This is a genomic window from Arthrobacter sp. NPDC080082, from assembly GCF_040686595.1.
GTDB lineage: Bacteria > Actinomycetota > Actinomycetes > Actinomycetales > Micrococcaceae > Arthrobacter.
In genome coordinates this window covers 451,577-477,174 of record NZ_JBFBKQ010000001.1, presented here as the reverse complement: position 1 = coordinate 477,174, position 25,598 = coordinate 451,577, and the positions used below count along the sequence as shown (strand labels likewise).

The 25,598-nt window shown below is 70.3% G+C and carries 21 protein-coding genes; 14 read left to right on the top strand and 7 right to left on the bottom strand.

Annotation, left to right across the window (positions count from 1 at the left end):
- The first annotated feature begins 68 nt into the window (after positions 1 to 68).
- The gene (locus tag AB0O44_RS02195) at positions 69 to 1,283 is read left to right on the top strand and encodes an MFS transporter (protein WP_364133648.1); all 1,215 of its coding nucleotides are present in this window, start codon (positions 69 to 71) and stop codon (positions 1,281 to 1,283) included.
- On the opposite strand, the gene AB0O44_RS02190 is transcribed toward AB0O44_RS02195, so the two are convergent.
- Complete coding sequence (locus AB0O44_RS02190) at positions 1,277 to 2,212, bottom strand: phosphatase PAP2 family protein (RefSeq protein ID WP_364133645.1); 936 nt, start codon at positions 2,210 to 2,212, stop codon at positions 1,277 to 1,279. The two genes, AB0O44_RS02195 and AB0O44_RS02190, sit on opposite strands and share 7 nt — an antisense overlap.
- A 97-nt stretch (positions 2,213 to 2,309) precedes the next feature.
- Between AB0O44_RS02190 and AB0O44_RS02185 the strand changes: the two genes are divergently transcribed.
- The 4 genes from AB0O44_RS02185 to menD all read left to right on the top strand — a co-directional run bounded on the left by AB0O44_RS02185 (position 2,310) and on the right by menD (position 9,171).
- Entirely contained in the window at positions 2,310 to 3,338 is a 1,029-nt protein-coding gene (locus tag AB0O44_RS02185; RefSeq protein ID WP_364133643.1) for an o-succinylbenzoate synthase, read from the top strand.
- A gap of 132 nt (positions 3,339 to 3,470) precedes the next feature.
- The gene (locus AB0O44_RS02180) at positions 3,471 to 5,543 is read left to right on the top strand and encodes a PhoX family phosphatase (RefSeq protein ID WP_364133640.1); all 2,073 of its coding nucleotides are present in this window, start codon (positions 3,471 to 3,473) and stop codon (positions 5,541 to 5,543) included.
- Between the two features lie 179 nt (positions 5,544 to 5,722).
- Positions 5,723 to 7,468 carry an arginine--tRNA ligase gene (argS, locus tag AB0O44_RS02175; RefSeq protein ID WP_364133638.1) on the top strand — a complete coding sequence of 582 codons (1,746 nt, stop codon included), beginning with the start codon at positions 5,723 to 5,725 and terminating at the stop codon, positions 7,466 to 7,468.
- Positions 7,469 to 7,506: 38 nt separating this feature from the next.
- On the top strand, positions 7,507 to 9,171 hold the full coding sequence (gene menD, locus AB0O44_RS02170) for a 2-succinyl-5-enolpyruvyl-6-hydroxy-3-cyclohexene-1-carboxylic-acid synthase (protein ID WP_364134658.1): 1,665 nt from the start codon (positions 7,507 to 7,509) through the stop codon (positions 9,169 to 9,171).
- A 116-nt stretch (positions 9,172 to 9,287) separates the two neighbouring features.
- On the opposite strand, the gene AB0O44_RS02165 is transcribed toward menD, so the two are convergent.
- The 4 genes from AB0O44_RS02165 to AB0O44_RS02150 all read right to left on the bottom strand — a co-directional run bounded on the left by AB0O44_RS02165 (position 9,288) and on the right by AB0O44_RS02150 (position 13,626).
- Positions 9,288 to 10,064, bottom strand: a complete 777-nt coding sequence (locus tag AB0O44_RS02165; protein ID WP_290256060.1) for an amino acid ABC transporter ATP-binding protein — start codon at positions 10,062 to 10,064, stop codon at positions 9,288 to 9,290.
- Positions 10,061 to 11,026, bottom strand: a complete 966-nt coding sequence (locus AB0O44_RS02160; RefSeq protein ID WP_364133635.1) for an amino acid ABC transporter permease — start codon at positions 11,024 to 11,026, stop codon at positions 10,061 to 10,063. Before AB0O44_RS02160 ends, AB0O44_RS02165 begins: the two co-directional genes overlap by 4 nt.
- Before the next feature lie 26 nt (positions 11,027 to 11,052).
- Positions 11,053 to 12,009 carry an ABC transporter substrate-binding protein gene (locus AB0O44_RS02155; protein ID WP_364133632.1) on the bottom strand — a complete coding sequence of 319 codons (957 nt, stop codon included), beginning with the start codon at positions 12,007 to 12,009 and terminating at the stop codon, positions 11,053 to 11,055.
- A gap of 297 nt (positions 12,010 to 12,306) precedes the next feature.
- Positions 12,307 to 13,626: an isochorismate synthase gene (locus AB0O44_RS02150; protein ID WP_364133630.1), complete on the bottom strand. Its 1,320-nt coding sequence runs from the start codon at positions 13,624 to 13,626 to the stop codon at positions 12,307 to 12,309.
- An 86-nt stretch (positions 13,627 to 13,712) separates the two neighbouring features.
- On the opposite strand from AB0O44_RS02150, the gene AB0O44_RS02145 reads away from it, so the two are divergent.
- From AB0O44_RS02145 to AB0O44_RS02130, 4 genes are all read left to right on the top strand, one after another.
- Positions 13,713 to 14,504: a demethylmenaquinone methyltransferase gene (locus tag AB0O44_RS02145; RefSeq protein WP_364133627.1), complete on the top strand. Its 792-nt coding sequence runs from the start codon at positions 13,713 to 13,715 to the stop codon at positions 14,502 to 14,504.
- A gap of 12 nt (positions 14,505 to 14,516) precedes the next feature.
- The gene (locus AB0O44_RS02140) at positions 14,517 to 15,857 is read left to right on the top strand and encodes a geranylgeranyl reductase family protein (RefSeq protein WP_364133625.1); all 1,341 of its coding nucleotides are present in this window, start codon (positions 14,517 to 14,519) and stop codon (positions 15,855 to 15,857) included.
- The gene (locus tag AB0O44_RS02135; RefSeq protein WP_364133622.1) at positions 15,854 to 16,954 is read left to right on the top strand and encodes a polyprenyl synthetase family protein; all 1,101 of its coding nucleotides are present in this window, start codon (positions 15,854 to 15,856) and stop codon (positions 16,952 to 16,954) included. Before AB0O44_RS02140 ends, AB0O44_RS02135 begins: the two co-directional genes overlap by 4 nt.
- Positions 16,955 to 17,371: 417 nt before the next feature.
- Positions 17,372 to 18,193, top strand: a complete 822-nt coding sequence (locus AB0O44_RS02130) for a DUF559 domain-containing protein (protein WP_364133619.1) — start codon at positions 17,372 to 17,374, stop codon at positions 18,191 to 18,193.
- 129 nt (positions 18,194 to 18,322) lie between these two features.
- Here AB0O44_RS02130 and AB0O44_RS02125 read toward each other — a convergent pair whose 3' ends face one another.
- Positions 18,323 to 18,751 carry a hypothetical protein gene (locus tag AB0O44_RS02125; protein WP_290256052.1) on the bottom strand — a complete coding sequence of 143 codons (429 nt, stop codon included), beginning with the start codon at positions 18,749 to 18,751 and terminating at the stop codon, positions 18,323 to 18,325.
- 14 nt (positions 18,752 to 18,765) lie between these two features.
- Positions 18,766 to 19,437 carry a trimeric intracellular cation channel family protein gene (locus AB0O44_RS02120; protein ID WP_290256051.1) on the bottom strand — a complete coding sequence of 224 codons (672 nt, stop codon included), beginning with the start codon at positions 19,435 to 19,437 and terminating at the stop codon, positions 18,766 to 18,768.
- 57 nt (positions 19,438 to 19,494) lie between these two features.
- On the opposite strand from AB0O44_RS02120, the gene AB0O44_RS02115 reads away from it, so the two are divergent.
- The 5 genes from AB0O44_RS02115 to AB0O44_RS02095 all read left to right on the top strand — a co-directional run bounded on the left by AB0O44_RS02115 (position 19,495) and on the right by AB0O44_RS02095 (position 25,503).
- The gene (locus AB0O44_RS02115) at positions 19,495 to 20,226 is read left to right on the top strand and encodes a CbiX/SirB N-terminal domain-containing protein (protein WP_364133615.1); all 732 of its coding nucleotides are present in this window, start codon (positions 19,495 to 19,497) and stop codon (positions 20,224 to 20,226) included.
- A gap of 87 nt (positions 20,227 to 20,313) precedes the next feature.
- Complete coding sequence (locus tag AB0O44_RS02110; RefSeq protein ID WP_364133612.1) at positions 20,314 to 22,068, top strand: nitrite/sulfite reductase; 1,755 nt, start codon at positions 20,314 to 20,316, stop codon at positions 22,066 to 22,068.
- Positions 22,065 to 22,889, top strand: a complete 825-nt coding sequence (locus AB0O44_RS02105) for a phosphoadenylyl-sulfate reductase (RefSeq protein WP_364133609.1) — start codon at positions 22,065 to 22,067, stop codon at positions 22,887 to 22,889. The genes AB0O44_RS02110 and AB0O44_RS02105 overlap by 4 nt, the downstream gene beginning before the upstream one ends.
- Before the next feature lie 272 nt (positions 22,890 to 23,161).
- Complete coding sequence (cysD, locus tag AB0O44_RS02100; protein ID WP_364134655.1) at positions 23,162 to 24,073, top strand: sulfate adenylyltransferase subunit CysD; 912 nt, start codon at positions 23,162 to 23,164, stop codon at positions 24,071 to 24,073.
- The gene (locus AB0O44_RS02095; RefSeq protein WP_364133606.1) at positions 24,073 to 25,503 is read left to right on the top strand and encodes a GTP-binding protein; all 1,431 of its coding nucleotides are present in this window, start codon (positions 24,073 to 24,075) and stop codon (positions 25,501 to 25,503) included. Before cysD ends, AB0O44_RS02095 begins: the two co-directional genes overlap by 1 nt.
- Positions 25,504 to 25,598: the final 95 nt, after the last annotated feature.

Below are 25,598 nucleotides of genomic sequence, written 5' to 3'. Positions count from 1 at the left end.
TTCCATGGCGGATGTCACACACCGCCGGACACCCTCCCGGCCGGTGCCCCGGACCTAGGATGAAGGGGATGACCAGCACAGAGACCGCCCCCTTCAGCCTCCGCAGCATCGCCGTTCCCGCGTTCGGGCCGGCCCTGCTGTTCAGCTTTGGCGAGGGGGCGATCTTGCCGGTGGTGGCCCTCTCCGCCCGCGACCTCGGCGCCTCCGTGGCCGTCGCCGCGCTGATCGTCACGCTGATCGGGTTGGGCTCCTGGTTCTTCAACCTGCCGGCATCTGTGATCACCCTCCGCTTCGGCGAACGCTGGGCGATCGTCGGCGCCGCCGCCGCCAGCGCCGTCGCCCTCGTGGGGGCCGCCCTGGCCCCGTTCGCGCCGCACGGACTCTGGCTGCTGGCCGCGTCGATGGTGGTGGTCGGGATGGCCGCCAGCGTCTTCAGCCTGGCCCGGCAGAAGTACCTCACCGAGGCCGTCCCGGTGGTCCTCCGCGCCCGCGCCCTGTCGAGCCTGGGCGGCGTGAACCGGATCGGCATCTTCATCGGCCCGTTCATTGGCGCCGCCGTTATGCAGTTCGGCGGCATCCCCGCCGCGTACTGGGCCGGCGTCGTCGGCATGGCCGCCGCGGCCGCACTGTCACTGACCATCCCCGACCTCGAAACCCCGGCCGCGGACGTCGACGGCGCTCCCGTGCAGGCGGTCACCATGCGCAGCGTCGCGGCTTCGCACGCCGGCGTCTTCCTCACCGTGGGCATGGGTGTGCTGCTGCTCAGCGCGCTGCGGGCCTCCCGGCAGGTGGTGATCCCGCTCTGGTCCGAGCACCTGGGCCTCGATGCGACCCAGGCGTCGCTGATCTACGGCATCTCCGGTGCGATCGACATGCTGGTGTTCTACCCGGCCGGCAAGCTCATGGACCGCAAGGGCCGGCAGTGGGTGGCCATCCCGTCCACGCTCATCATGGGCACCGCGATGCTGCTGATCCCCCTGAGCGCCGGGTTCGTCGGGTTGCTGCTGTCCTCGCTGCTGATCGGCTTCGGCAACGGCATCAGCTCCGGGCTGAACATGACCCTGGGCGCCGACTTTTCACCCGACAACGGCCGCGGACAGTTCCTGGGGATCTGGCGGTTCATGGCCGACGCCGGGTCCACCGGCGGGCCCGTGCTGCTCTCCGGCGTCACCGCCCTGGCCTCACTCGGCGCCGGCGTGGCGTCCACGGGCGTGCTGGGCTTCGCCGCCGCCGTCGTCTTCGCCATCACCATCCCCCGGCTGAAGCATCGCCGGAACTACTGAACGGGCCGCCGTCCCGGAGTGCGCTGGCGCCGCGGCTGCGGCCGCGGCCGCAGGCGGAGCGCGGCGTGGCCGAAGAGCCACACGCCCGCCACCGTGGCGAGGTACCCGGTGATGACGATCAGCGCCGTGCCGGCCCAGAAGTAGTTGGTGGTGCTGCCTTCCTGGCCCGGGCCGGGCGCGATCTTCAACAGCGAGTACGCCGCCACCACAGCCGAGGCCAGCCCGGCGAGCACCGGCAGCGCCACCCACAGCCGGACCGAGGCCCAGTGCCGGTTGTACCCCTCCCAGCCGTTCCACCGCGGGCCGGTGCGCATGACCAGCCACCCGGCCGGCAGGGTGAACATGCCCACCACCAGGAAGGCGGCCACGACATCGGCCGGGCGGTGCCACTGGTTGATCAGCGTCGAGACCCCGGTGGCGACGGCGAAGGTGCCGCCGAGGAACCCGGCCAGCGGCCGCCACCGCGGCGAGGACATCAGGAACACCGCGGCCGCGGCGGACGCGGCCAGCGTGGTGTGCCCGGACGGCAGCGAATTTAGCTCCAGCGTCTCGATCCCGCGGTAGGGCCGGTCCGGCACCAGATTCTTGATCAGCTGGGTGGTCAGGTTCGCGCCCACGGCGGCGGCGACGGCGATTCCCGCGGCCGCCCAGCGCCGCTTCACCACGGTGACCACCAGGACCACCAGCGTGGCGATCAGCAGGGAGAGCGCGGGCAGCCAGTCCAGAAACTGGGTGGCCGCCTTTCCGGCGGTGCCATAGAGCTGCACCGCCTCCACGAGGGCGGACTCGTCAATGAACTGCCCGGTGGTGGTGCGCACGAAGAACAGATAGGTGGCCGCCAGGGCCACCGCGCAACCGAGCGTGGCGACGACGAAGAGGGCAGCCGTCAGCGCGTGGCTGGTGCTCCTGTACCGAAAACTCATCGTCATACAGGTTCCCACAGAACCCTTTGACTCCGCTGGGCCGAGGGGCGGAGGTGCCCGGTGACGCACGGCCCGGGGTGGTGGCCGCCGGTAGAGTACAGCCATGCCCACCAGCGCCCCGGACCCCGCCCCGCTCCCGCTCAACCCCGGCGGGTTCGACGAACTCCTCGCCGCGGCCCGGGTGGTCAGCCTGCCCATGCGGGTGAAGTTCCGGGGGATCACCACCCGTGAGGCCTTGCTGTTCAACGGCCCGGCCGGCTGGGCCGAGTTCTCCCCGTTCCCGGAGTACGGCGACGCCGAGTCCTCCCGCTGGCTCGCCGCCGCCATCGAAGCCGGCTGGCACGGCTTCCCGGAGCCGCTGCGGACCAGCATCCCGGTCAATGCCACGGTCCCGGCCATCTCCGCGGCGCGGGTCCCGGAGATCCTGGCCCGCTTCGGCCGCGTGGACGCCGTCAAGATCAAGGTAGCGGAGGCCGGGCAGACGCTCGAGGACGACGCCGCCCGGGTCGCGGCGGTGCGGGCCGCCCTGCCGGAGGCCGCGGTCCGGGTCGACGCCAACGGCGGCTGGGACGTCGATTCCGCGGTGGCCGCCTTGACCCGGCTCGCCGGCGTCGGCCTCGAGTACGCCGAGCAGCCCGTCCCGGATATCGCCGGCCTCGCCGAGGTGCGCCGCCGGCTCGGGGCCGCGGGCGTGCCGGTGCCGATCGCCGCCGACGAGAGCGTGCGGAAGGAAGAGGACCCGCTCAAGGTTGCCCGGGCCGGTGCCGCGGACCTGATCGTGGTGAAGGTGGCCCCGCTCGGGGGAGTGCGCCGCGCCCTCGAGATCGTCGCCGCCGCGGGACTCCCCGCCGTCGTCAGCTCCGCCCTTGACACCTCCGTAGGCATCCGCGCGGGCCTGGCGCTCGCCGCCAGCCTCCCTGAGCTTCCCTACGCGTGCGGCCTGGGCACCGTGTCGCTGCTGGCCGCCGACGTCGCCCGGGACTCCCTGGTGCCCGACGACGGCGCGATCGCCCTCCGCGACGTGGCCGCCGACCCGGCCCTGCTGGAGGAGCACGCGGCGTCCCCGGAGCGCCGCGACTGGTGGCTGGCCCGCGTCCGCCGGGTGCACGGGGAATTGACCCGCGCCCGGTAGGCTCCCAGCATTCGGTAGGCTCCCAGGTTTCATTGGGGAAGTTCACCGGAATTTCACTGCCGGGCCGCCGGGACGTCGCGTCCCGGTGACAGGGTGGGCGGTACCGCACCCCACCCTCTCGAAAGGCCCGCCATGCCTGAACGTCCCGGACGCCCCTTCCCGCTGCTGCCGATGCTCGGCCACACCAAGGGCAAGCGAAGCCCCGTCACCTGCGCCCTGAAGTGCGACAACGCGTGCTCCGGCGAAGTCTGCAACACCAGCTCCAACGCCTACTTCCGCGACATCGCCTCCGCCACCCTGTCCCGCCGCTCCGCCCTCGGGCTCGGGGCCGCCGGCGCGCTCGCCGTCGTCTTCGGCAACGCCGCCCTCACCGGCACGGAGGGCAAGGGTGCCAGTCTGGCCGGCGCCGCGAAGGCAGGCTTCGGCCCCTCGAAACTCCAATTCACCGCCATCGCCCCGGTGGACGCCGCCGTCGATGCCCTCACCGTCCCAGACGGTTTCACCTGGCAGCCGGTGATCCGGTGGGGTGATCCGCTCTTCGCCGACGCGCCGGACTTCGACGTGGACCACCAAAGCGCCGCGGCGCAGGCCCGCCAGTTTGGCTACAACAACGACTACACGGACATCCTGCCCATCGACGCCAAGAACCGCCGGGCCGTGCTCTTCACCAACCACGAGTACACCAACGAAAACATCATGCTCCCCGCCGGTTTCGACCCCGCCGAGGCCCGGGCGATCGGCCGCGCCGCCCACGGCCTCACCGTCGTCGAACTCGAGCGCCAGAACACCACCAAACCCTGGACCTACGTCAAGGGCGCACCCCGGAACCGCCGCTTCCTGACCGACACGGCGTACGCACTGACCGGACCGGCCGCCGGCTCCGCCCTGGTCCGCACCGCCGCGGATCCCGCCGGACGGACCATCAGGGGAACCCTGGGCAACTGCTCCGGCGGCACCACCCCGTGGGGGACCATCCTCTCCGGCGAAGAGAACTTCAACGGCTACTTCGTCGCCGCGGGAACGTCCGCAGCGGACAAGCGCTACGGCCTGACCAACAAGCCCACGGCCCGCCAGTGGGAGCTTGACGACCCGCGCTTCGACACCCGCAACCCCGGGTTCGGGAACGAGGCCAACCGCTTCGGCTGGATCGTCGAGGTGGACCCGCTGGACCCGACGTCGACGCCGCGCAAGCACTCCGCGATGGGCCGCTTCAAGCACGAAGGGGCCAACGTCATCGTCGCCGCCTCGGGCCACGTCGTCGCCTACATGGGCGACGACGAACGCTTCGACTACCTGTACAAGTTCGTCTCCCGGGACACCTACCGGGAGGGCGACCGGGCGCACAACATGACCCTGCTCACCGAGGGCGACCTCTACGTCGCCCGGTTCTCCGGCGACTCGCCCGCGGCGGAGATCGACGGCTCCGGTGCCCTGCCGGCCGACGGCGCCTTCGACGGGGCCGGTGAATGGCTGCCGCTGGTGGTGGGCGGCCAGTCCAAGGTCCCCGGGATGAGCGTGGAAGAGGTTCTCGTCTACACCCGGCTCGCCGCGGACAAGGTGGGCCCCACCAAGATGGACCGCTGCGAGGACGTCCAGCCGAGCCTGCACACGGGCAAGGTCTACGTGGTCTGCACGAACAACACGGACCGCGGAAAGGCCGGCAAGGAAGGCCCCACCGAGGTCAACCCCCGCGCCATGAACCGGGACGGCCACATCGTCGAGATTTCCGAGACCGGGGACCAGGCCTCGACATCCTTCACGTGGAACCTGCTGATGGTCTGCGGCGATCCCGCCAAGAACCCGTCCGCGTACTTCGCCGGCTTCCCGGCCAGCCAGGTCTCACCGATCTCCTGCCCGGACAACGTGGCCTTCGACTCGGTCGGCAATCTGTGGATCTCCACCGACGGCGCCCCCTCCAGCACCGGATACGCCGACGGCCTGTTCAAGGTCACCCTCGACGGCCCCGAGCGCGGCCGGGTGGAGCAGTTCCTCGCGGTGCCCCGGGACGCCGAGACCTGCGGGCCGGTCATCCACGACGACGAACGCCGCGTCTTCGTCGCCGTCCAGCACCCGGGCGAGGAGGGCACCTTCGCGGACCAGCACTCCGCCTTCCCGGACTACGTGCCGGCCGGCGCGTCGCCGAAGCCCGGCCAGGCCCGGATTCCCCGCCCGTCGGTGGTCCAGGTTTTCCGCGGCGGCAACTAGCCCCTCCGCCACTGCCGACGCTCCCTCACGTCCGGCTCTATTCCTGTGGACGCTCCCTCAGGTCCGGTTCCCACGGGTCCGGATGTGAGGGAGCGTTGGTGGTGAAGTGGCCGGATGTGAGGGAGCGTCTGGCACGGGGCGGAACTGATAATTTGAACAGTGTGAATAATCCGGCCGAAATGGTTGTCCCCAGAGTCCAGGCAGCGATTGCCACCGCGTTCGGCGACGAGTTCCGCGGAACGGACCCGGTGATCCGCCCCTCGCAGTTCGCGGACATCCAGATCAACGCCGCCCTGGCCCTGGCCCGCAAGGTCGGACTGCCGCCCCGGGACGCCGCCGCCCGGATCGTCGACGCGCTGGACCTGGACGGGGTCTGCAGCCTGGTCGAGATCTCCGGCCCCGGCTTCATCAACCTCACCTTCGACGGAACCTGGATCGAGGAGCTGCTCAACGCCCCCACCGCGCAGGCCGCCGGGGGCGACGGGCACGGTCCGCTGCACCGCGTCGTCGTCGACTACTCCTCCCCGAACGTCGCCAAGGAAATGCACGTCGGCCACCTTCGGACCACCGTGGTGGGCGACAGCCTGGTCCGGGTCATGGAGGCCCTCGGCCACACCGTGATCCGCCAGAACCACATCGGCGACTGGGGCACCCCGTTCGGCATGCTGATCGAACACTGGCTGGAGGTGGGCGAGGATTCCCCCGAAGCCGCCCTGCTGGTCGATGACCCCAGCGCCTTCTACCAGGCTGCGCGCGCCAAATTCGACGCGTCCACCGAGGAACCGGACGGCTTCGCCACCCGCGCACGCCTGCGCGTGGTGGCCCTGCAGGGCGGGGACCCGGAGACTTTCGCCGTCTGGGAACGACTCGTGGCCCAGTCCAAGCGCTACTTCAATGCCATCTACGCCATGCTGGGCATCAGCCTCACCGACGACCACATCGCCGGCGAAAGCTCCTACGACGCCCATCTGGCACAGCTGTGCCAGGAGCTCGAGGAACGCGGCATCGCCCGGATCAGCGAGGGGGCGCTCTGCACCTTCCCGGCCGGCTTCACCGGCCGGGAGGGCGATCCGCTGCCGCTGATCATCCGCAAGTCCGACGGCGGGTACGGTTACGGCACCACCGACCTGGCCACCATTCGCTACCGCGTCCGCGAGCTGCAGGCGGACCGGGTGCTCTACGTCGTCGGCGCCCCGCAGAACGTGCACCTGCGCATGGTCATGGCCACCGCGCGCGACGCCGGCTGGCTGCCGGACACCGTCGAGGCCACCCACGTCCAGATCGGCAACGTCCTGGGCGAGGACGGCAAGATCCTGAAGTCCCGCGCCGGCAACCCGGTCAAGCTGATGGCGCTGCTGCAGGAGGCCGTGGACCGGGCCCGCGCCGTCATCGACGCCAACCGACCGGAACTCAGCGATGAGGAGCGCGCCGTCACCGCCCGTCAGGTGGGCATCGGGGCGGTCAAGTACGCCGACCTCTCCACCGGCCACGACACCGAGTACGTCTTCGACTTCGACCGGATGTTGGCCCTTAGCGGGAACACGGGCCCCTACGTCCAGTACGCCGCCGCCCGGATCCGCTCCATCCTCCGCAAGGCCGGGGCATTGGAGCAGCACGAGGCCGCGGCCGTGACCGTGCCGGCGGCGACCATCGCCGTCGTCGAGCCCGCCGAACGCGCCCTGGCTCTGCATCTGCTCGAGTACGACGCCACGCTGCGGAAGGTCGCCGAGCTGCTCGAACCACACCGGCTCTGCGCCTACCTGTTCGAGCTCGCACAGCTGTTCACCTCCTTCTACGACCAGTGCCCGGTGCTCAAGGCCGAGGACAGCGTGCGGGAATCCCGGCTGGCCCTCTGCGGCCTGGTGCTGCGCCGGCTGAGCGCGGGCCTGGACCTGCTGGGTATCGAGACGCCGGAGAACATGTGAGCCAGGGCGGGGGACTGGGCGCCGTCGAGAGCGCGCGGATGGCCGTGGCCGCCCTGCTCGGGGCCGGCGTCCGGTACGTCGTCGTCGCCCCCGGCTCCCGGTCCGCGCCCATGGCGTACGCGCTGGCCGAGGCGGACACCGCCGGCCGCGTGGAACTGCTGGTCCGGATCGACGAACGCGACGCCGGCTTCACCGCCCTGGGCCTGGCCCTCGCCACCGGCGCCCCCGCCGCCGTCCTCACCACCTCAGGGACCGCCGTCGGCAACCTGCTGCCGGCCGTCATGGAGGCCAACCACGCCGCCGCGCCACTGGTGGTCCTCTCCGCCGACCGGCCCGACGAACTGCGCGGCACCGGCGCGAACCAGACCACCATCCAGCCTGATCTGTTCGGCGAGCACGTCCGGTTCGCCGTGGACGTGGCCGCCGGGGACAACCCGGTCCGCGCGGTGGAGACCGCGCTCAGCGCCGCCACCGGAGCCTTCGAGGACATCCCGCCCGGCCCCGTGCAGCTGAACCTGGCCTTCCGGGACCCGCTGGTCCCCGCCGAGGGGGAAAGCATGGGCGACCCCGCCGCCCGCCGGGTCCACCACGCCCCGCGGACCCCGCTCGCGCTGGACTTCCCCGCCGCCGACGCCGCCCTGCCGGAGCGGCGCACCGTGGTCCTCGCCGGGCACGACGCCGGCCCCGTCGCCGAGGCATTCGCCCGAGCCCACGGACTGCCGCTGCTGGCCGAACCGTCCTCCAACGCCCGGTTCGGTCCCAACGCCGTTGGCCCCTACCGGCTCTTGCTGGAGCACTTCGGCCCGGACGCGGCCCAGCCCATCGAACGGGTGGTCCTCTTCGGCCGGCCCACCCTGTCCCGGCCGGTCTCGGCGTTGCTGGCCCGCGCCGACGTCCCCTCCGCCCTCTACCAGCCGGTGCCCGTGGCCTGGTACGAACCCGGCCGCCGGACCGAGCTGCCGTTGGAAACCCTCGCGGACCTGGCCGAGTTCGCCGGCCGCGGACCCGCCGCCTGGCTGGACGCCTGGGTGCTGGCCGGGGCCGCCGCACAGCACGCCCTGGACTCCGTTCTCGCCGGCACTGCCGAGGCCACCGGTCCCGCCGTCGGCGCCCAGGTCTGGGAGCACGCCTCCGGGCAGCTGGTGCTGGGCTCCTCCAACGGCATCCGCGACGTGGACCTGGCCGGTGTCCCGCCGCAGGAACCGCGGGCCACGGTCTTCGCCAACCGCGGCCTCGCCGGGATCGACGGCACCCTGGCCACCGCCACCGGCGTCGCCGTCGGCGGGCGGCAGGAAACCACCGTCCTGCTGGGCGACGTGACGTTCCTGCACGACGCCGGGGGCCTGTTCCTCGGGGCGGGGGAGAAGGACCCGGCGCTGCGGATCGTGGTCCTCAACGACGCCGGCGGCGCGATCTTCGGGCTGCTGGAACACGGCGGGATCGACCAGTCCGGCCGCTACGGCACCGCCGTCGAACGCCTCTTCGGCACCCCGCACACCGTGGACCTGTCTGCCCTCGCCGCGGCCTACGGCGTGCCGCACAAGGCCGTGACCACGACGGCGGAGCTCGCCTCGGCCCTGGCCGAACCGGTGGAGGACCGCAGCATCATCGAGGTCCGGACCGACCGGCGGCGCCTGCGGGCCCTGCACGGCAGCATCCGCACGGCGGTGGCCGCCGCCGTCGCCGGCACCCTCGGCGGGTAGCTCCGCGCCGCCCGCGGATTCCGCTGCGGCAGTCGGTTTCCGCTACGAAAAAGGACAGCCGCCACGTGGATCCACGGGGCGGCTGTCCTTTTTCGGCGCGAAATCGCGTCCGGACCCTAGAGCACCCGGCTCAGGAACTCCTTGGTGCGGGCGTGCTGCGGGTTGGACAGCACCTCGCGCGGGTCGCCGGATTCGACGACGACGCCGCCGTCCATGAACGTCAGCCGGTCACCGACCTCCCGGGCGAAACCGATCTCGTGGGTCACCACGATCATGGTCATGCCGGACTTGGCGAGGTCCTTCATCACGTTCAGCACGTCGCCCACCAGCTCGGGGTCCAGCGCCGAGGTGGGCTCGTCGAAGAGCATCAGCTCCGGATCCATGGCCAGCGCCCGGGCAATTGCCACGCGCTGCTGCTGCCCGCCGGAAAGCTGCGAGGGGTAGTGCCCGGACCGGTCGGCCAGGCCGACGCGGTCCAGCAGCTCCAGTGCCCGCTTTTTGGCGACGTCCTTCGGCTGGCCCTTGACCTGGACCGGAGCCTCCATCACGTTCTGCAGCGCAGTCTTGTGCGGGAACAGGTTGAAGCGCTGGAAGACCATGCCGATCTCGCGGCGCTGGGCGGCGATCTCCTTGGCTTTGAGGTCGTGCAGGCGGCCGTTGACCTCGCGGTAGCCGATCAGCGATCCGCCGACCGAGATCCGGCCGGCGCTGATGGTTTCCAGCAGGTTCACGCAGCGGAGCATGGTGGACTTGCCGGAACCGGACGGTCCGATCACCACGGAGACCTCGCCCTGGTTGACGGTCAGGTCGATGCCGCGCAGCACATGATGGTGGCCGTAGTACTTGTGCAGCCCCTGGATTTCGACCAGTGGCTTCTCGGCGATGGCCGTCATCGGGCACTCTCCTCGGGGAAGTCCGTTTTCAGTGACCGCTGCGCGTCGGCGCCGGGCGTGCCGGCCGCGGCGGCCTTGGCGGCCGCGGGATTCACCGCGGCGGGTGCCAGGTTGTCCACGCCCTTGCCGTAGTACGCCTCAAGGTAATGCTGGCCCACCATCAGGATGCTGGTGACCAGCAGGTACCAGAAGGCCGCGACGATCAGCAGCGGGATCGGCAGGTAGATCCGGTTGGCCAGGGCGTTGGTGGCGAAGGTCAGGTCCAGGGTGAACGGCACGGCCAGGACCAGGGAGGTGGTCTTGAGCATGCCGATGGTCTCGTTGCCCGTGGGCGGGACGATGATCCGCATGGCCTGCGGCAGGATGATCCGCCACATGATCTTGCCCTTGGACATGCCGAGCGCCTCGGCGGCCTCGGTCTGGCCCCGGTCCACGGACTTCAGGCCGGCCCGGAAGATCTCGGCCAGGTACGCGGACTCGTTCAAGCCCAGGCCCAGGATCGCGGGGATCAGGCCCTTGCTGGGATCCGAGAGCGCGTAGCTGAACAGCTCCGGACCGAACGGGATGCCCAGGGTGATGGCCGGGTAGAGAACGGTGACCAGGCCCCAGAACACCAGCTGGGTGTAGACCGGGGTGCCGCGGAAGAACCAGACCCAGAGCCAGCTGGTGTAGCGCAGCACCGGGTTGTCGGACTGCCGCATGACCGCCAGCAGGATGGCCAGGACGATCGCCAGGACCATCGAGGTGACGGTCAGGAGCAGGGTCCAGCCCACGCCCTGGACCACCTTGACGTCCAGGATGTAGGTGGCGACGACGTCCCAGCGGAAGTTGGGGTTGGTCACGAGGCTCTGGAGCAGCAGGATCAGGGCGCCACCGATGATGATGGCGCTGATCCAGCGGCCGGGGTGGCGCACCGGTACCGACTTGTTCAGTACCGGTGCTTCCTCATTCCGGTCCTTCATTGCAGCATCCGAGTGGCCGGTTAGGCTCAAGACGACGCCGCCGGGTTGAGCTCGGACTTGGTGATGGCGCCTTCGGCGTTGCCCCAGCCCTCGAGGATCTTCTTGTAGGACCCGTCAGCGATCAGCTTGGTCATGGTCTTCTGGACGAGGTCCGCGAGGGCCGTGTCCGACTTGGCGACGGCGATGCCCTGCGGAGCGGCGTCGTAGACGTCGCCGAGCTTCTCGAGCTGGCCGTTGGTCTGGGTCAGGGCGTAGCCGATGATCGGGGAATCGGCGGCCATCGCGTCGATGCTGCCGTTGACCAGGCGGGTGGTGACGTCGGTCTGGTTCTTCAGCGTCACGATTTCGATCGGCTTCTTGCCCTCGGCGGTGCACTTCTTGTTGCGGTCGGCGAGGTCCGGGTCTTCCTGCACGGTGCCGGTCTGGACGCCGATGGCCTTGCCGCAGACGTCATCGAGCGAGAAGCTCTTCGGGTTGCCCTTCTTCACTGCCCAGGCGGTGCCGGCGTTGAAGTAGCTGACCATGTTCACCGCGCCGAGGCGCTCCTTGTTGATGGTGAAGGAAGAGATGCCCAGGTCGTACTTCGGGCCGAGCGCCGGGAGGATGCCGGTGAATTCCGCGGTCTGGACCTGGACCTTGAGGCCCAGGGTCGCGCCGATCGCCTTGGCGATGTCGACGTCGTAGCCCACCGGGGTCTGGCCGTCCGGGCCGAGGAATTCGGCCGGGGCGTAGCTGGTGTCGGCGCCGATGGTCAGGGTGCCCTTCGACTTGATGGCCGCGGGGACCATAGCTGCCAGGGAATCGTCCTTCTGCACGGTCGTGGGGTCGAAGCTGGCCTTCGACGCGCCGGAGGCTGCGGGGCTGCCGGCGCCGGACCCGGTCTCGGAGGCGTTGGTGCAGGCGGACAGTGCCAGGGCACCGACGGCAAGGACGGTGGCGGCCTTGAGCGTGGAGGCGCTCAGGAGCGAACGGGAGATCTGCATTTTTTCTTACCTTTTGTTGCAGGGGAGCCGGGAACTAAATCGGTTCATAGTGTATCGCCGAACAAGAGATGTACGTCACAGAAAACTAAGTTTCACTATTGGATAACTATAGTGAACGCTTTTGCAACCATTACCGCGGGGGAGATGTCTGGAATCCCGGATTCTCGGTGTAGCGGCGGGCGGCCGCCTGGTGAGCCAGGGATACGACGGCGGTGCACCGGCCTCCCGTGCACGGCGCCGGTGTGCCGGATTCCCGCCGCCAGCGGCTACGCCCGTGTGCGCTTGAAGAACCGGGGCTCAGCTCTCGATGCCGAGGGATTCCAGCATCGGCCGGAACTTCGCCCAGGTCTCGGCCAGCTCCATCTCCGGAACCGAACCCTCAACCACGCCGCAGCCGGCGTAGAGCCGGACCGTGTCCGGGCCCTCGACCACCGCGCCGCGCAGGGCGATGCCCCACTCGCCGTTGCCGGCCGCGTCCAGCCAGCCCACCGGACCGGCGTACGGGCCGCGGTCCAGGTGCTCGAGCTCGCGGATGAGCGCCCCGGCCACCGTGGTGGGGGTGCCGCAGACAGCCGCGGTGGGATGCAGAGCATTGATCAGCGCCAGGCAGGTGGGGACGTGGCCCTCCACCTCGGTCAGCTCGGCCTTCACGTCGGAGGCGAGGTGCCAGACGTTGGGCAGTTCCAGGATGAAGGGCTCGCTGTGGGCGTTCATGGCCTCGGAGAACGGCGCCAGCTGGGTGGTCAGCGACGCGATGGCGATGTCGTGCTCGTGGCGCTGCTTCTCGGACCCGGCCAGGACCCGTTCGGCGAAGTCCAGCGGGCTGCCCTCGATGCCGTCGGCGTCCCGGCGGTCCAGGGTCCCGGCCAGCACGCGGGCCTGCGCGGTGCGGCCCTCCACCTGGATCAGCATCTCGGGGGTGGAGCCCACCAGCCCGTCCACGCCGTAGGTCCAGCACTCGCGGTACCGGACGGCCAGTTCGCGGAGTATGGCGGCCGCGTGCACGCCGTCGGGCAGGGTGGCCACGATGTCCCGGGCCAGCACCAGCTTCTCCAGGGCGCCGGTGCGGATTTCGGCGACGCCGGCGGCGACGGCGGCCATCCAGTCCGTCTCGCTGAGCGCCCCGGTGCTGAGCTTGGCCTCGCGGTCGCCCTGCGGCTCCTGCTCCGGAGCGGTGTCCAGCCAGCGGTTCAGGGCGGCGCGCGCGCCTGCCTCGGTGAGTTCGACGTCGTCGGCGGTGATCTGGGTCAGCCAGGCCGTCCCGTCGCGCAGCCCCACCACGACCTCGGGGATGATCAGCCGGGATTCGTGCGCGGAAACCTTGGAGAAGGCAAAGGATCCGAAGGCCACCGGGCCGGTGCCGGGGCACTCCACCGCGTCGGTAACGTCGGCCTCGAGGACCAGGTGGCGCCACCAGATGTCGGCCTCCAGGAACCGCTCCGGGCCCGTGGCCGTGAACCGGTCCACCTCGCCGAAGCCCACCAGTCCGGCCTCGCGGCGGGTCCAGCAGAGCACGTCGTCACGGACCAGAAATGACGGCAGCCCCCCGGGGAACGAATCAGCATCGAGGGGGACTGTCAGGGTCCTGATATGTCTGGTGCCGGGCGCGCTCGTCATGATGAGACAACACTACTCCCGCGTGTCCCGCCCTCTGCCCGGTCCGGCGGTTAGGGGGAGGGTGGAAGTTTTGAGACAATGACGGGGTGAACCGAGCATCCTTGGATAAGCGTCCGGACGAAGTAGCCACGATGTTTGATGACGTCGCGCCTAAATACGACGTCGTCAACGATGTGCTGTCGATGGGGCAGACCCGGCGCTGGCGCCGGATCGTCGTCGAGGCCATGGACGTGAAGGCCGGCCAGCGGGTGCTGGACCTGGCCGCGGGAACCGGCACCTCCAGCGAGCCGTACGCGGACGCCGGCGTCGACGTCGTCGCCTGCGACTTCTCCCTGGGCATGCTGAAGGTGGGCAAACGCCGCCGCCCGGACATCGACTTCATCGCCGGCGACGCCACCCGGCTGCCGTTCGCCGACAACACCTTCGACGCGAGCACCATCTCCTTCGGCCTGCGCAACGTCAACGAGCCCAAGAAGGCCCTCGCCGAGATGCTCAGGGTCACCAAGCCCGGCGGCCGGCTGGTCATCGCCGAGTTCTCCCAGCCCGTGGTGCCGCTCTGGCGAACCATGTACACCGAGTACCTGATGCGCGCGCTGCCCGCGATCGCCGTCAAGGTCTCCTCCAACCCGGACGCCTACGTCTACCTCGCCGAATCCATCCGCGCCTGGCCGGATCAGGACCACCTGGCCGCCTGGCTGCAGGAAGCAGGCTGGGAGTCCGTCAGCTACCGCAACCTCAGTGGCGGCATCGTTGCCGTGCACCGGGCGCAGAAGCCGGCCGGTCCGGCGGACGGCCCCGCCGCCGGTGCGCAGGCCCTGGCCAACCACACCGGCCCGGTCGCGAAGCTGCGGCGCAACATCGCCCGGCCCGGGCGCTAGCCCGGCGATGCCGTGAAAGTACTGATCGTCGGCGCGGGTCCCGCCGGATCCACCGCCGCGTACTACCTGGCGCAGGCCGGCCTTGAGGTTACGGTGCTGGAGAAGACCAGCTTCCCGCGCGAGAAGGTCTGCGGCGACGGCCTCACGCCCCGCGCGGTGCGGGAAATCCAGAAGCTCGGCCTGCCGCACCCCGAAACCGAGGGCTGGCGGCGGAACAAGGGCCTGCGGCTGATCGCGGGCGGCCGCACCATCGAACTGCCCTGGCCCGAGGTCTCCGACTTCCCGCAGTACGGCCTGATCCGGACCCGGCTGGGCTTCGACGAGGAGCTCGCCCGGCACGCCCAGTCCGCGGGCGCCGTCGTGCTCGAACGCCACAGCGTCACCGAAGCACTCCGCGACGACGACGGCCGGGTCACCGGCGTCCGTGCCGCGCTGCTCGATGACGCCGGCCGCAAGACAGGGGAGACCCGGGACTTCACCGCCGACGTCGTCCTCGCCGCCGACGGCAACTCCGCCCGCACCGCCGTGTCCCTGGGCCTGCGCAAACGCGACGACCGGCCGCTGGGCGTGGCCGTGCGCACCTACTTCACCAGCCCCCGCCACGAGGACGACTGGATGGAGGGCTGGCTGGAACTGCCCGGCGCCGACGGCAAGCTGCTGCCCGGCTACGGCTGGATCTTCGGCGTCGGTGACGGCACCTCCAACGTGGGCCTGGGCATCCTGAACTCTTCCAAGGAATTCGGCAAGCTCGACTACAAGCAGGTCCTGCGCGAGTGGACCGCCGGGATGCCGCCGGAGTGGGGCTTCACTCCGGAGAACCAGGTGGGCGAGATCCGCGGTGCTGCGTTGCCCATGGGCTTCAACCGCACCCCGCACTACGCTCCCGGCCTGCTGCTGCTCGGTGACGCCGGCGGCATGGTCTCCCCGTTCAACGGCGAGGGCATCTCCTATGCGATGGAGTCCGCCCGCTTCGCCGCCGAGTACCTGATCGACACCGCCTCCCGGTCCGCGGCGGCCGGCTGGGACCGGAACGACGCCGACGCGCACCTGTCCGGGTACGCCGGCTACGTCCGGGACCAGTGGGGCTCGCACTTCACCCTGGGCCGCGCCTTCGCCGCCGTGATCGGCAAGCCGGCGGTCATGAAGCTCGCGCTGCGGACCGGCATGCCGCTGCCGCTGTTGATGAAGTTCGTGGTCCGGCTGATGGCCAACCTGACCGACCCCTCCGCCAGGGGCATCGAGGACCGGATGATCCGGGTCCTGGAGGCCCTGGTCCCGGCGACGTCCAATACCGGCACCGTTCCGGCCCCGAATCCGCGGTTTCCGCAACAAAAAGTTAGGGTTAACCCGTGACCAACTCCGCAGACCAAAGCTGGACGCACGCCGGGCACGGCCTGCAGGGCTCCGAGCCCGACCTGAACACCACCGCCATCGCCACCGGGCTGCAGCTTCCGGCAGGGTTTGCGGCGATCGCCGGCGACGCCGAACTGGGCCCCGCGATCACCACTAACCTCGCCCGCGTGGAGAAGAAGCTGCGCGAGGCGATCGCCAACTCCGACCCGCTGGCTGACGCGACCTCCCGTCACCTGGTGGAGGCCGGCGGCAAGCGCATCCGGCCGCTGCTCACCCTGCTGTGCGCGCACCTGGGGGACGCTTCCCGACCCGCCGTGGTGCAGGCCGCCGTCGTTGTCGAACTGACGCACCTGGCCACGCTTTACCACGACGACGTAATGGACTCCGCGCCGTTCCGCCGCGGGGCCCCCACCGCCCACGAGGTCTGGGGCAACTCCGTGGCCGTCCTCACCGGCGACCTGATCTTCGCCCGCGCCTCGATCCTGGTCTCCGAGCTGGGCTCCCGGGCCCTGGGCATCCAGGCCCGCACCTTCGAACGGCTGTGCCTCGGCCAGCTGCACGAGACCGTCGGGCCGCGGTCGGACGAGGATCCCGTGGAGCACTACCTGTCCGTGATCGCGGACAAGACCGGCTCCCTCGTGGCGGCCTCGGGCCAGCTTGGGGCGATCTTCTCCGGGGCCGACGAGTCCTACGAGGCCCTGCTGGTCGAGTACGGCGAGAAGGTGGGCGTGGCCTTCCAGCTCGCCGACGACGTGATCGACGTGACCGGCGTCAAGGTCAAGAGCGGCAAGTCTCCGGGCACCGACCTGCGCGAGGGCGTGCCCACGCTGCCCGTGCTGCTGCTGCGCAAGGCCGCCGCCGACGGCGACCAGTCCGCCGTGGACCTGCTGACCCTGATCGACGGGGACCTGAGCTCCGACGAGGCGCTGGCTGCCGCCGTCGCCGGGCTGCGCGAGCACCCTGTCACCGCCCAGTCCTGGACCGTGGCGCGGGAGTGGGCCGCCGAGGCGATCGCCGCCTTGGAGCCCCTTCCGGAGGGCGTGGTCAAGGATTCGCTGACCAGCTTCGCGCACGCCGTGGTGGAGCGCAGCAGCTAGGTTCCTTGCGGTGCCGTGGCCCCTGTCCGGGCCGGCAACCCTTTGGACGCGGAATGGCCCCGGTCCTCACAACGTTCGAGTCGTCCGTTGTGCGGAACCGGGGCCATTTCTCCGTTCGCATCAGATTCACCGGAGGCATTTAGTGAACCCATGAATAAGCGTATGACAAATCTGTCAAGCTGTCTAGGGTTTCTGTAAATTGGCTGTCACGGTTCGCGGCGGGCTCCCCGGCGGAGTTTCCCCACTTTTCCCCAACCCCGGCGTCGGCTGCCCAGCGAGCCGCGGCGACCCGCCGTCGTCGGTCCGCAAAGGCGGGGAAAACCCGCAGCCGAGGACGAGCCATCTCCAACCCGGTCTTTTCCACATAGGGGATGCGGGGGCTTACGACGTCCGCCTGCCATCCGGTCTGCTGTGGCCATGGACGTCGTGGGTTACCTGAGGTATGCCGGCTCCGTGGCCAGGCCGCAGACGCTGCTTCGCGGCGGGTGCACGGAGCGGGCGATCCGCAACGCCGTCGCGGCCGGGGACATCCTCCGGCTGCGCCACGGCGTCCTGGCCCTTCCCGATGCCGCGCCCGACCTGACCGCCGCCGTGATGGCCAATGGGCTGCTGTCCTGCGTCTCCGCGGCCGGTCATCTCGGCCTGTGGCGGCTGCACGAGCCCGACCGGCCGCATCTGCTGTGCCGGCATGGTTCGGCTACCGGGGTGGTGATTCATCGGGGGAGCGTTGTTCCTGCGGAGTTCCCGCTGCCTCTGGCCGGGGTGACCGACTGCCTGCTGCATGCCCTGCGCTGCCGTCCGCCTATCGAGTCCGCGGTGATGGTGGAAAGTGCGCTGCGACAGGGCCGGACCTCCCCGGACTACCTTCGCCAGCGACTGCCGGGCAACCGCAACGGTGCGGCCCGTGCCGTGTTGGAGCTGGTGGACGGGACGGCTGACTCCGCCGTCGAAGTCGTGGCCCGGCTCTTGTTCCGCGCCGAGGGAATCTTCACGCAGACGCAGGTGGACCTGCCGGGCATCGGGATCGTCGACTTCCTGCTGGAAGGCTTCCTGATCATAGAAATCGATGGCAAGACCCACCTGGAGCCCCGGCAGGTGGTCAAGGACCGCCGTCGCAATAATGCCAGCAGCCTGTCCGGCTACGTCGTGCTCCGGTACGGCTACCAGGACGTCGTCTACTTTCCGGAACGGGTGGTCGCTGAGGTCTGGCAGGTGCTCCGCGGCCGCGTCATCCGCTGAGATTCCCCGGGTTTGGACCGAAGTTGGCCGTCAACACCGGCCTGGCGGTGCGACACTCCGGCGGGGGCTGCCAAAGGTGGGGAGGTTTGGCAGCCAATGCGCCCCCGGAGGGACGCAGACGGCGGGAGGCTAGTCCTCGTCGTCGTCGTTGAAGGCCCACTCGAACATGTCGAAGACGAACTCGGAGAAGGTCCCCTCTTCGCTCTTCCACTGTCCGCGGGCGTTGTTGCGGCGGTACACGATGGGGTCCGGGACGCTGAGGTCGCCCACGCGGAAGCCCCAGGTGAACTGCTCTTCCTCGTCCTCGAGGAACATCAGGAAGCCCTCGTCGTCGACTTCGAGTTCCTCGGGATCCCAGAAGTAGTGGTACGCCTCCATCAGGTCCTCGCAGCCGCCGAGGGCCAGGTAAAACTCGCGGAGAACCAGCGGGATGGTGAACTGGTGCTCGGCCAGGGCCTCGTCCAGCTCCTGCTCGGACAGGCCGTCCGCTTCCTGCCATTCGTCTTCGAGATATTTCGGAACAAGCGCGCGGAACTTCTCGAGGAACATGTCAGTCATGCTTCATATCCTAGCTAATCCGAGGGCCCTCTCCCCGCCCGGCCCAGGCCCAGCCGGTGCCAGCCGCGCACGGCCAGTGGAACCCGCCAGCGGCGCCGCCACGCGGTGACCCGGAACGCGAAAACCAGGGCGGCCACCACCGGCCCGGTGACCGGGTTGAAGGAGCCCGTCACGGACAGCGCCACCGTCAGTCCGGCGCCGGCGAACGCGGGCAGGGCGTACAGGTCGCCGGGGTCGAATAGCTGCGGTACCTCGTTGGCGGTGATGTCGCGCAGCAGGCCGCCGCCCACCGCCGTCGTCACACCCAGCAGCACCGCGGCCACCGGGTGCATCCCCGCGGCGAGGGCTTTCAGGCTGCCCGTGATGCAGAACAGGGCCAGGCCGCCGGCGTCGAAGAGCACCAGCAGGGAGGTGAACCGCTGGACGCTTGAGTAGAGGAAATACACCAGCACGGTCGCCAGCAGCGGGGGAGCGAGGTAGGCGGGGTTGGTGAACGCCGCCGGGGAGCCATTGTTGATGATGATGTCCCGGATGACGCCGCCGCCCAGGCTCACCACCGAGGCCAGCAGCAGGGAGCCGACAATGTCGAATTCCTTCCGCGCCGCCAGCAGCGATCCGGACACCGCGAAGAAGAAGACACCGGCCAGGTCCAACCACACCAGGACGAGGCTGAAGGAAAAGGTCATGGCGGTCCTGGTTATTCGGCGGGGCGGAGGGGCGGCTCCAAGGTTACGCTAGCGGCTATGGATAGCCCCCTCCTGATCGCCTGCGCCCACGGAACCGCCAACCCCGACGGCGCCGCGGAAGTCAACGCCCTGCGCGCCGCCATCGCCGCCCTCCGTCCCGGACTGGAGGTCCTTGAGGCCTACGTCGACGTCCAGGAGCCCGTCCTGCCCGACGTCGTCGCGGGGCTCCCCGCCGGTCGGAGCGCCGTCGTCGTGCCGCTGCTGCTCAGCATCGGCTACCACGTCAAGGTGGACATCGCCCGCGCCGTGGGCAGCCGCCCCGGCACGGTGGCGGCGGCGCCGCTGGGGCCGGATCCCCGCCTCGCCGCCCTGCTTGACCGGCGGCTGCGGGAGGCGGGGGTGACGGACAACGACGCCGTGATTGTCGCCGCGGCGGGCTCCTCGGACCCCACCGCCGCGGACAACGTCGAAGAACTGGTGGGTCAGCTCCGGGACCTCCGCTCGAACCGGATCGTCGCCGCCTACGGAGCCTCCGCGAAACCGTCGGTTCCCGAAGCCGTCGCAATGCTGCGCGAGGAGGCGGCCGGGGGAGCGGGGGCCGGGGCGTCCGCCGGCGCCGTCGACCTCGGTGGCCGGGTGGTGATCGCGTCCTACCTGCTGGCGCCCGGGTTCTTCCACAACCAGCTCGCCAAGGCCGGGGCGGACCTGGTCACCGCGCCGCTGCTGCCCTCCCCGGACCTGGCCCGGATCGCCTTGGACCGCTACGACGCCGCGGTGGCCGCGTCCTAAGGTCCGCGTATGACGAATTGTTGCCCACGGTGACCCCGCGTTTCTGACCCGTTGTCGGCCGATTCGGGCCGCCCCTACAGTCGAGCCATGACTGATACAGCTCTAGCCGGAGCGCCCCAGGACCAGACCGCCGGCGGCCGTTCGGCCCGCGCCGCCAGGCCCGGCCGGCCCGCCGCCAAGCCCCACGGGCAGTGGAAGGTGGACGGCACCGCGCCGCTGAACGCCAACGAAACCTGGAAACAGGAAGACAACGGCCTGAACGTGCGGGAGCGGATCGAAACGGTCTACGCCAAGCACGGTTTCGACTCTATCGACGGCACCGACCTGCATGGCCGGTTCCGCTGGTGGGGTCTCTACACGCAGCGCAAGCCCGGGATCGACGGCGGCAAGACCGCCACCCTGGAGCCGCACGAGCTCGAGGACAAGTTCTTCATGCTCCGGGTCAGGATCGACGGCGGCGCCCTATCCACCGAGCAGCTGCGCGTCATCGGCGGCATCTCCGTGGACTTCGCCCGGGACTCGGCCGACCTCACGGACCGCCAGAACATCCAGCTGCACTGGATCCGGGTCGAGGACGTCCCTGAGATCTGGCGCCGCCTCGAGGCGGTGGGGCTGTCCACCACGGAGGCCTGCGGCGACGTGCCCCGGGTGATCCTGGGCTCCCCGGTGGCCGGGATCGCCAAGGACGAGGTCATCGACCCGACCCCGCTCATCCGGGAGCTCGCCGAGCGCTTCATCGGCGACCCGGAGCTGGCCAACCTTCCGCGCAAGTTCAAGACGGCTATCACCGGCCACCCCAGCCAGGACGTAGTGCACGAGATCAATGACGTCGCCCTGGTGGGTCTGGTCCACCCTGAACTCGGCGCCGGCTACGATCTCTGGGTGGGCGGCGCGCTCTCCACTAACCCGATGCTCGGCAAGCGCCTCGGCGCCTTCGTCCGCCCTGACCAGGCCGCCGACGTCTGGCTTGGAGTCACCAGCATCTTCCGCGACTACGGCTACCGGCGCATGCGCACGAAGGCCCGGCTGAAGTTCCTGCTCGCCGATTGGGGTCCGGAGAAGTTCCGCCGGGTCCTCGAGGACGAATACCTCGGCTACGCGCTCAGCGACGGCCCGGCCGCCCCCAAGCCGGCGACCCCCGGCGACCACATCGGCGTCCACGAACAAAAGGACGGCAGGTTCTTCATCGGCGCCACTCCGGTGGCCGGCCGCCTCTCCGGCAGCCAGCTCGTGGCCCTAGCCGACACCCTCGAATCCCGCGGTTCGCGGCGGCTGCGGACCACCCCCCACCAGAAGCTCGTGGTCCTGGACGTCCCCGGCGACCAGGTGGAACCACTCGTGGCCGAGCTCGACGCCCTGGGCCTCTCCGCCCGCCCGTCCGTGTTCCGCCGGGGCACCATCGCCTGCACCGGGATCGAATTCTGCAAGCTCGCGATCGTCGAAACGAAGGCGACGGCGGCGACGGCGGTGGCCGAACTGGAGCGACGCCTCGCCGACCTCGTCGACGCCGGGAAACTGCCGGAGTCGCTGTCCCTGCACATCAACGGCTGCCCCAATTCCTGCGCCCGCATCCAGACGGCGGACATCGGCCTCAAGGGCATGATGCTTCCCACGCCCGACGGCGACCCGACGCCCGGCTTCCAGGTCCACCTCGGCGGCGGACTCGCCTCCACCGACCGGGAGGAGGCGGGCCTGGGCCGCACCGTCCGGGGCCTCAAGGTCACCGCCGACGAATTGCCCGACTACGTGGAGCGGGTGGTGCGAAAATTCGCCGACACCCGTACCGACGGCCAGAGCTTCGCCGAATGGGCCTTCGCCGCCGACGAAGGGGACCTGCAGTGACCGCTCCCCAGCCACAACCCAACCTCGCAAGTCCCAACTCGCTCCCTGTCCTCGCAAGCTCGGACCGGGGCCCTCGCGAGTCGGGGCCCTCGGCCGGGGACCTCGGTGGCCGTGGGCCCTCCCTCCGGAGCCGCGAGGAGCTCAAGGCCCTCGCCGCGGCCGGGGCCGCCGAACTCGGCTGGGACGCCCCGGCCGGCGACGTGATCGGCTGGGTGGCGCGCACCTTCGAACGGCCCGCCGTCGCCGTCGCCTGCTCCATGGCCGACGCCGTCCTGCCCGCCCTCGTCGCGGAACGAATCCCCGGCGTCGACGTGCTCTTCCTGGACACCGGCTACCACTTCCCGGAAACCTACGCCACGCGCGACGAGGTGGCCGCGAACCTGCGCGTCACCGTCGTGGACGTGCTCCCGGAAACCACCGTGGAGCAGCAGGACCGGATCCTCGGCAAGGACCTCTTCGCCCGTGACGCCGCCCAGTGCTGCGCGCTCCGCAAGGTCGCCCCGCTGCACCGCACCCTGGCCGGCTACGAACTCTGGTTCACCGGCGTCCGCCGCGACGAGGCACCCACCCGCACCAACACCCCGCTGGTGACCTGGGACGAAGCCAACGGCCTGGTCAAGGTCAACCCCGTGGCGGCCTGGACCTTCGACCAACTGGTGGCCTACTCGGAGGAGAACCTCCTGCCCGTCAACCCGCTCCTTTCACAGGGCTACCCCTCCATCGGTTGCCAGCCCTGCACCCGCCAGGTCGCCCCCGGCGAGGACCCCCGCGCCGGCCGCTGGGCCGGAACCGACAAGACAGAATGCGGACTACACGTATGAGCAACTTGAGCACGACGACGGTCACCACCGCCTCCGAGGCCGCGTCCTTTGTCGCCTCCGCCTCCGCGGCAGATGCCGCCCCCGCCCCTTCGCCGCGCGGCATGCGTCCTTCGGACGATGCGGGCGGCTCCGACAGCGGCAGCGGCCTTCCCAACGCTCGCAAGCTCGCGTCGGGTCCCTCGGCCGCTGCCTTGGATGCGACTCCCGGGGCGGCATCTGCCGCTGCGGCTCTGCGGTCGGGTCGCCTGAATTTGGCGGCATCGGGGGCAGTAATCGGCGTCGCAGCCCCGGCACGTCTTTCCAGCCTCGACACACTCGAGTCTGAGGCGATCCACATCATCCGGGAGGTTGTTGCCGAGTTTGAGCGGCCCGCGCTGCTGTTTTCCGGGGGCAAGGATTCTGTGGTGATGCTGTACCTGGCCACCAAGGCGTTCTGGCCTGGCAAGGTGCCTTTCCCGGTCCTGCATGTGGATACCGGGCACAACTTCCCGGAGGTGATCGAGTTCCGGGACCGGACCGTGGAGCGGCTGGGCCTCCGGTTGGTGGTGGGCTCCGTGCAGGAGTTCATCGATTCCGGCGAGCTGGCCGAGCGCGCGGACGGCACCCGCAACCCGCTGCAGACCGTCCCGCTGCTGGACGCGATCAGCAGCAACCGGTTCGACGCCGTCTTCGGTGGCGGCCGCCGGGACGAGGACAAGGCCCGGGCCAAGGAACGCATCCTGAGCCTGCGCGACGAGTTCGGCCAGTGGGACCCGCGCAACCAGCGCCCGGAACTCTGGAACCTGTACAACGGCCGGCACACCGTGGGTCAACATGTCCGGGCCTTCCCGATCAGCAACTGGACCGAATTGGACGTCTGGCGCTACATCGAACGCGAGAACATCGACCTGCCGGGGCTCTACTACGCCCACGAGCGAGAGGTCTTCGCCCGCGACGGCATGTGGCGCGCCGTCGGGGAGGTCTCGCAACCCCGCACCGACGAGCAGGTCCTCACCAAGACGGTCCGCTACCGCACCGTCGGGGATATGTCCTGCACCGGCGCCGTCGAATCCGCCGCCGCCACCGTGCGCGACGTCGTGATTGAAGTTGCCGCCTCCACCATCACCGAACGTGGCGCCACCCGGGCCGATGACCGCATCTCCGAGGCCGCCATGGAAGACCGCAAGAAGGACGGCTATTTCTAATGAGCACCATTCCCGCCACCCAGGATGCCGCCGCCGCAGACCTGGGTCTCGCCTCCGCCTCGCTGTTCCGTTTCGCCACCGCCGGCTCGGTCGACGACGGCAAGTCCACCCTGGTGGGCCGGCTCCTGCACGATTCGAAAGCCATCCTCGCCGACCAGCTCGACGCCGTCGCCCGCACCTCCGCGGACCGCGGCTTCGGCGCGGCGGACGGGGAGGCCGGAGGGCAGCGGATCGACCTCGCCCTGCTGACCGACGGGCTGCGCGCCGAGCGGGAACAGGGCATCACCATCGACGTCGCCTACCGCTACTTCGCCACCGACCGGCGCAGCTTCATCCTCGCCGACTGCCCCGGGCACGTGCAGTACACCCGGAACACGGTGACCGGAGCCTCCACCGCCGACGCCGTCGTGGTCCTCATCGATGCCCGCAAGGGTGTCCTGGAACAGACCCGCCGGCACCTGTCCGTGCTGCACCTGCTGCGGGTGCCGCACGTGATAGTGGCGGTGAACAAGATCGACCTGGTGGACTTCAGCGAGGACGTCTTCCGCGCCATCGAGGCCGAGGTGCAGCACGTGGGCCGCGAACTGGGGCTGGGGGACGGGGACGGTTCCGGACTGCTGGTGGTTCCGGTGTCCGCGCTCGACGGCGACAACGTCGTCGACCGGTCCGCACGCACCCCCTGGTACCGGGGACCGGCGCTGCTCGAGATCCTCGAGACCCTCCCGGCCGCCGACGAAATCGAAACCCACCTGGAAAGCTTCCGCTTCCCGGTCCAGCTGGTGGTCCGGCCGCAGGGGGCGCTGGCCCCCGACGCGCTCGCCCGCGGCCTCAACCCCGGCGCGTACCGCGACTACCGGGCCTACGCCGGCCAGATCACCGAGGGCGCCGTGAAGCTCGGCGACCCGGTCACCGTCCTGACGCCCGGGCAGGCGCCGCGGAACACCACGGTGACCGGAATCGACTTCGCCGGCCGGCAGCTCACGGAAGCCGTGGCCCCGCAGTCGGTGGCACTTCGGCTGGCGGACGAGTTCGACGTCGCCCGCGGCGACACGATCGCGGCCGCCGGAACGGTGTCCGGGTCCACCGCCGACCTGTACGCCGCGCTCTGCTGGTTGTCCCCGACGCCGCTGCGGGAGGGGGCCAAGGTGCTGGTCAAACACGGAACCTGCACCGTCCAAGCCCTGGTCCGGAACGTTACCGGCAGGCTGGACCTCGGCAGCTTCCGGGTGGAACCGGCCTCCACGCTGGAACTCAACGACATCGGCCACGCCCAGCTCCGGCTTGCCGCCGCCTTGCCGCTGGAGAACTACCAGCACCACCGGCGGACCGGTGCGTTCCTGGTGATCGACCCGCGGGACGGCAACACCCTCGCCGCGGGACTGGTCCGGGACCACCCTGGCGACCACGAGGACGAGCGCTACAGCATCTGAGCCAGCATCTGAACCAGATCTGAGGCCCGATCTGAGCCTCGGCGGAGGCGGCGCCCAACGGCCCTAGCCGCCGCCAAACCGGCGGAGGACAATGG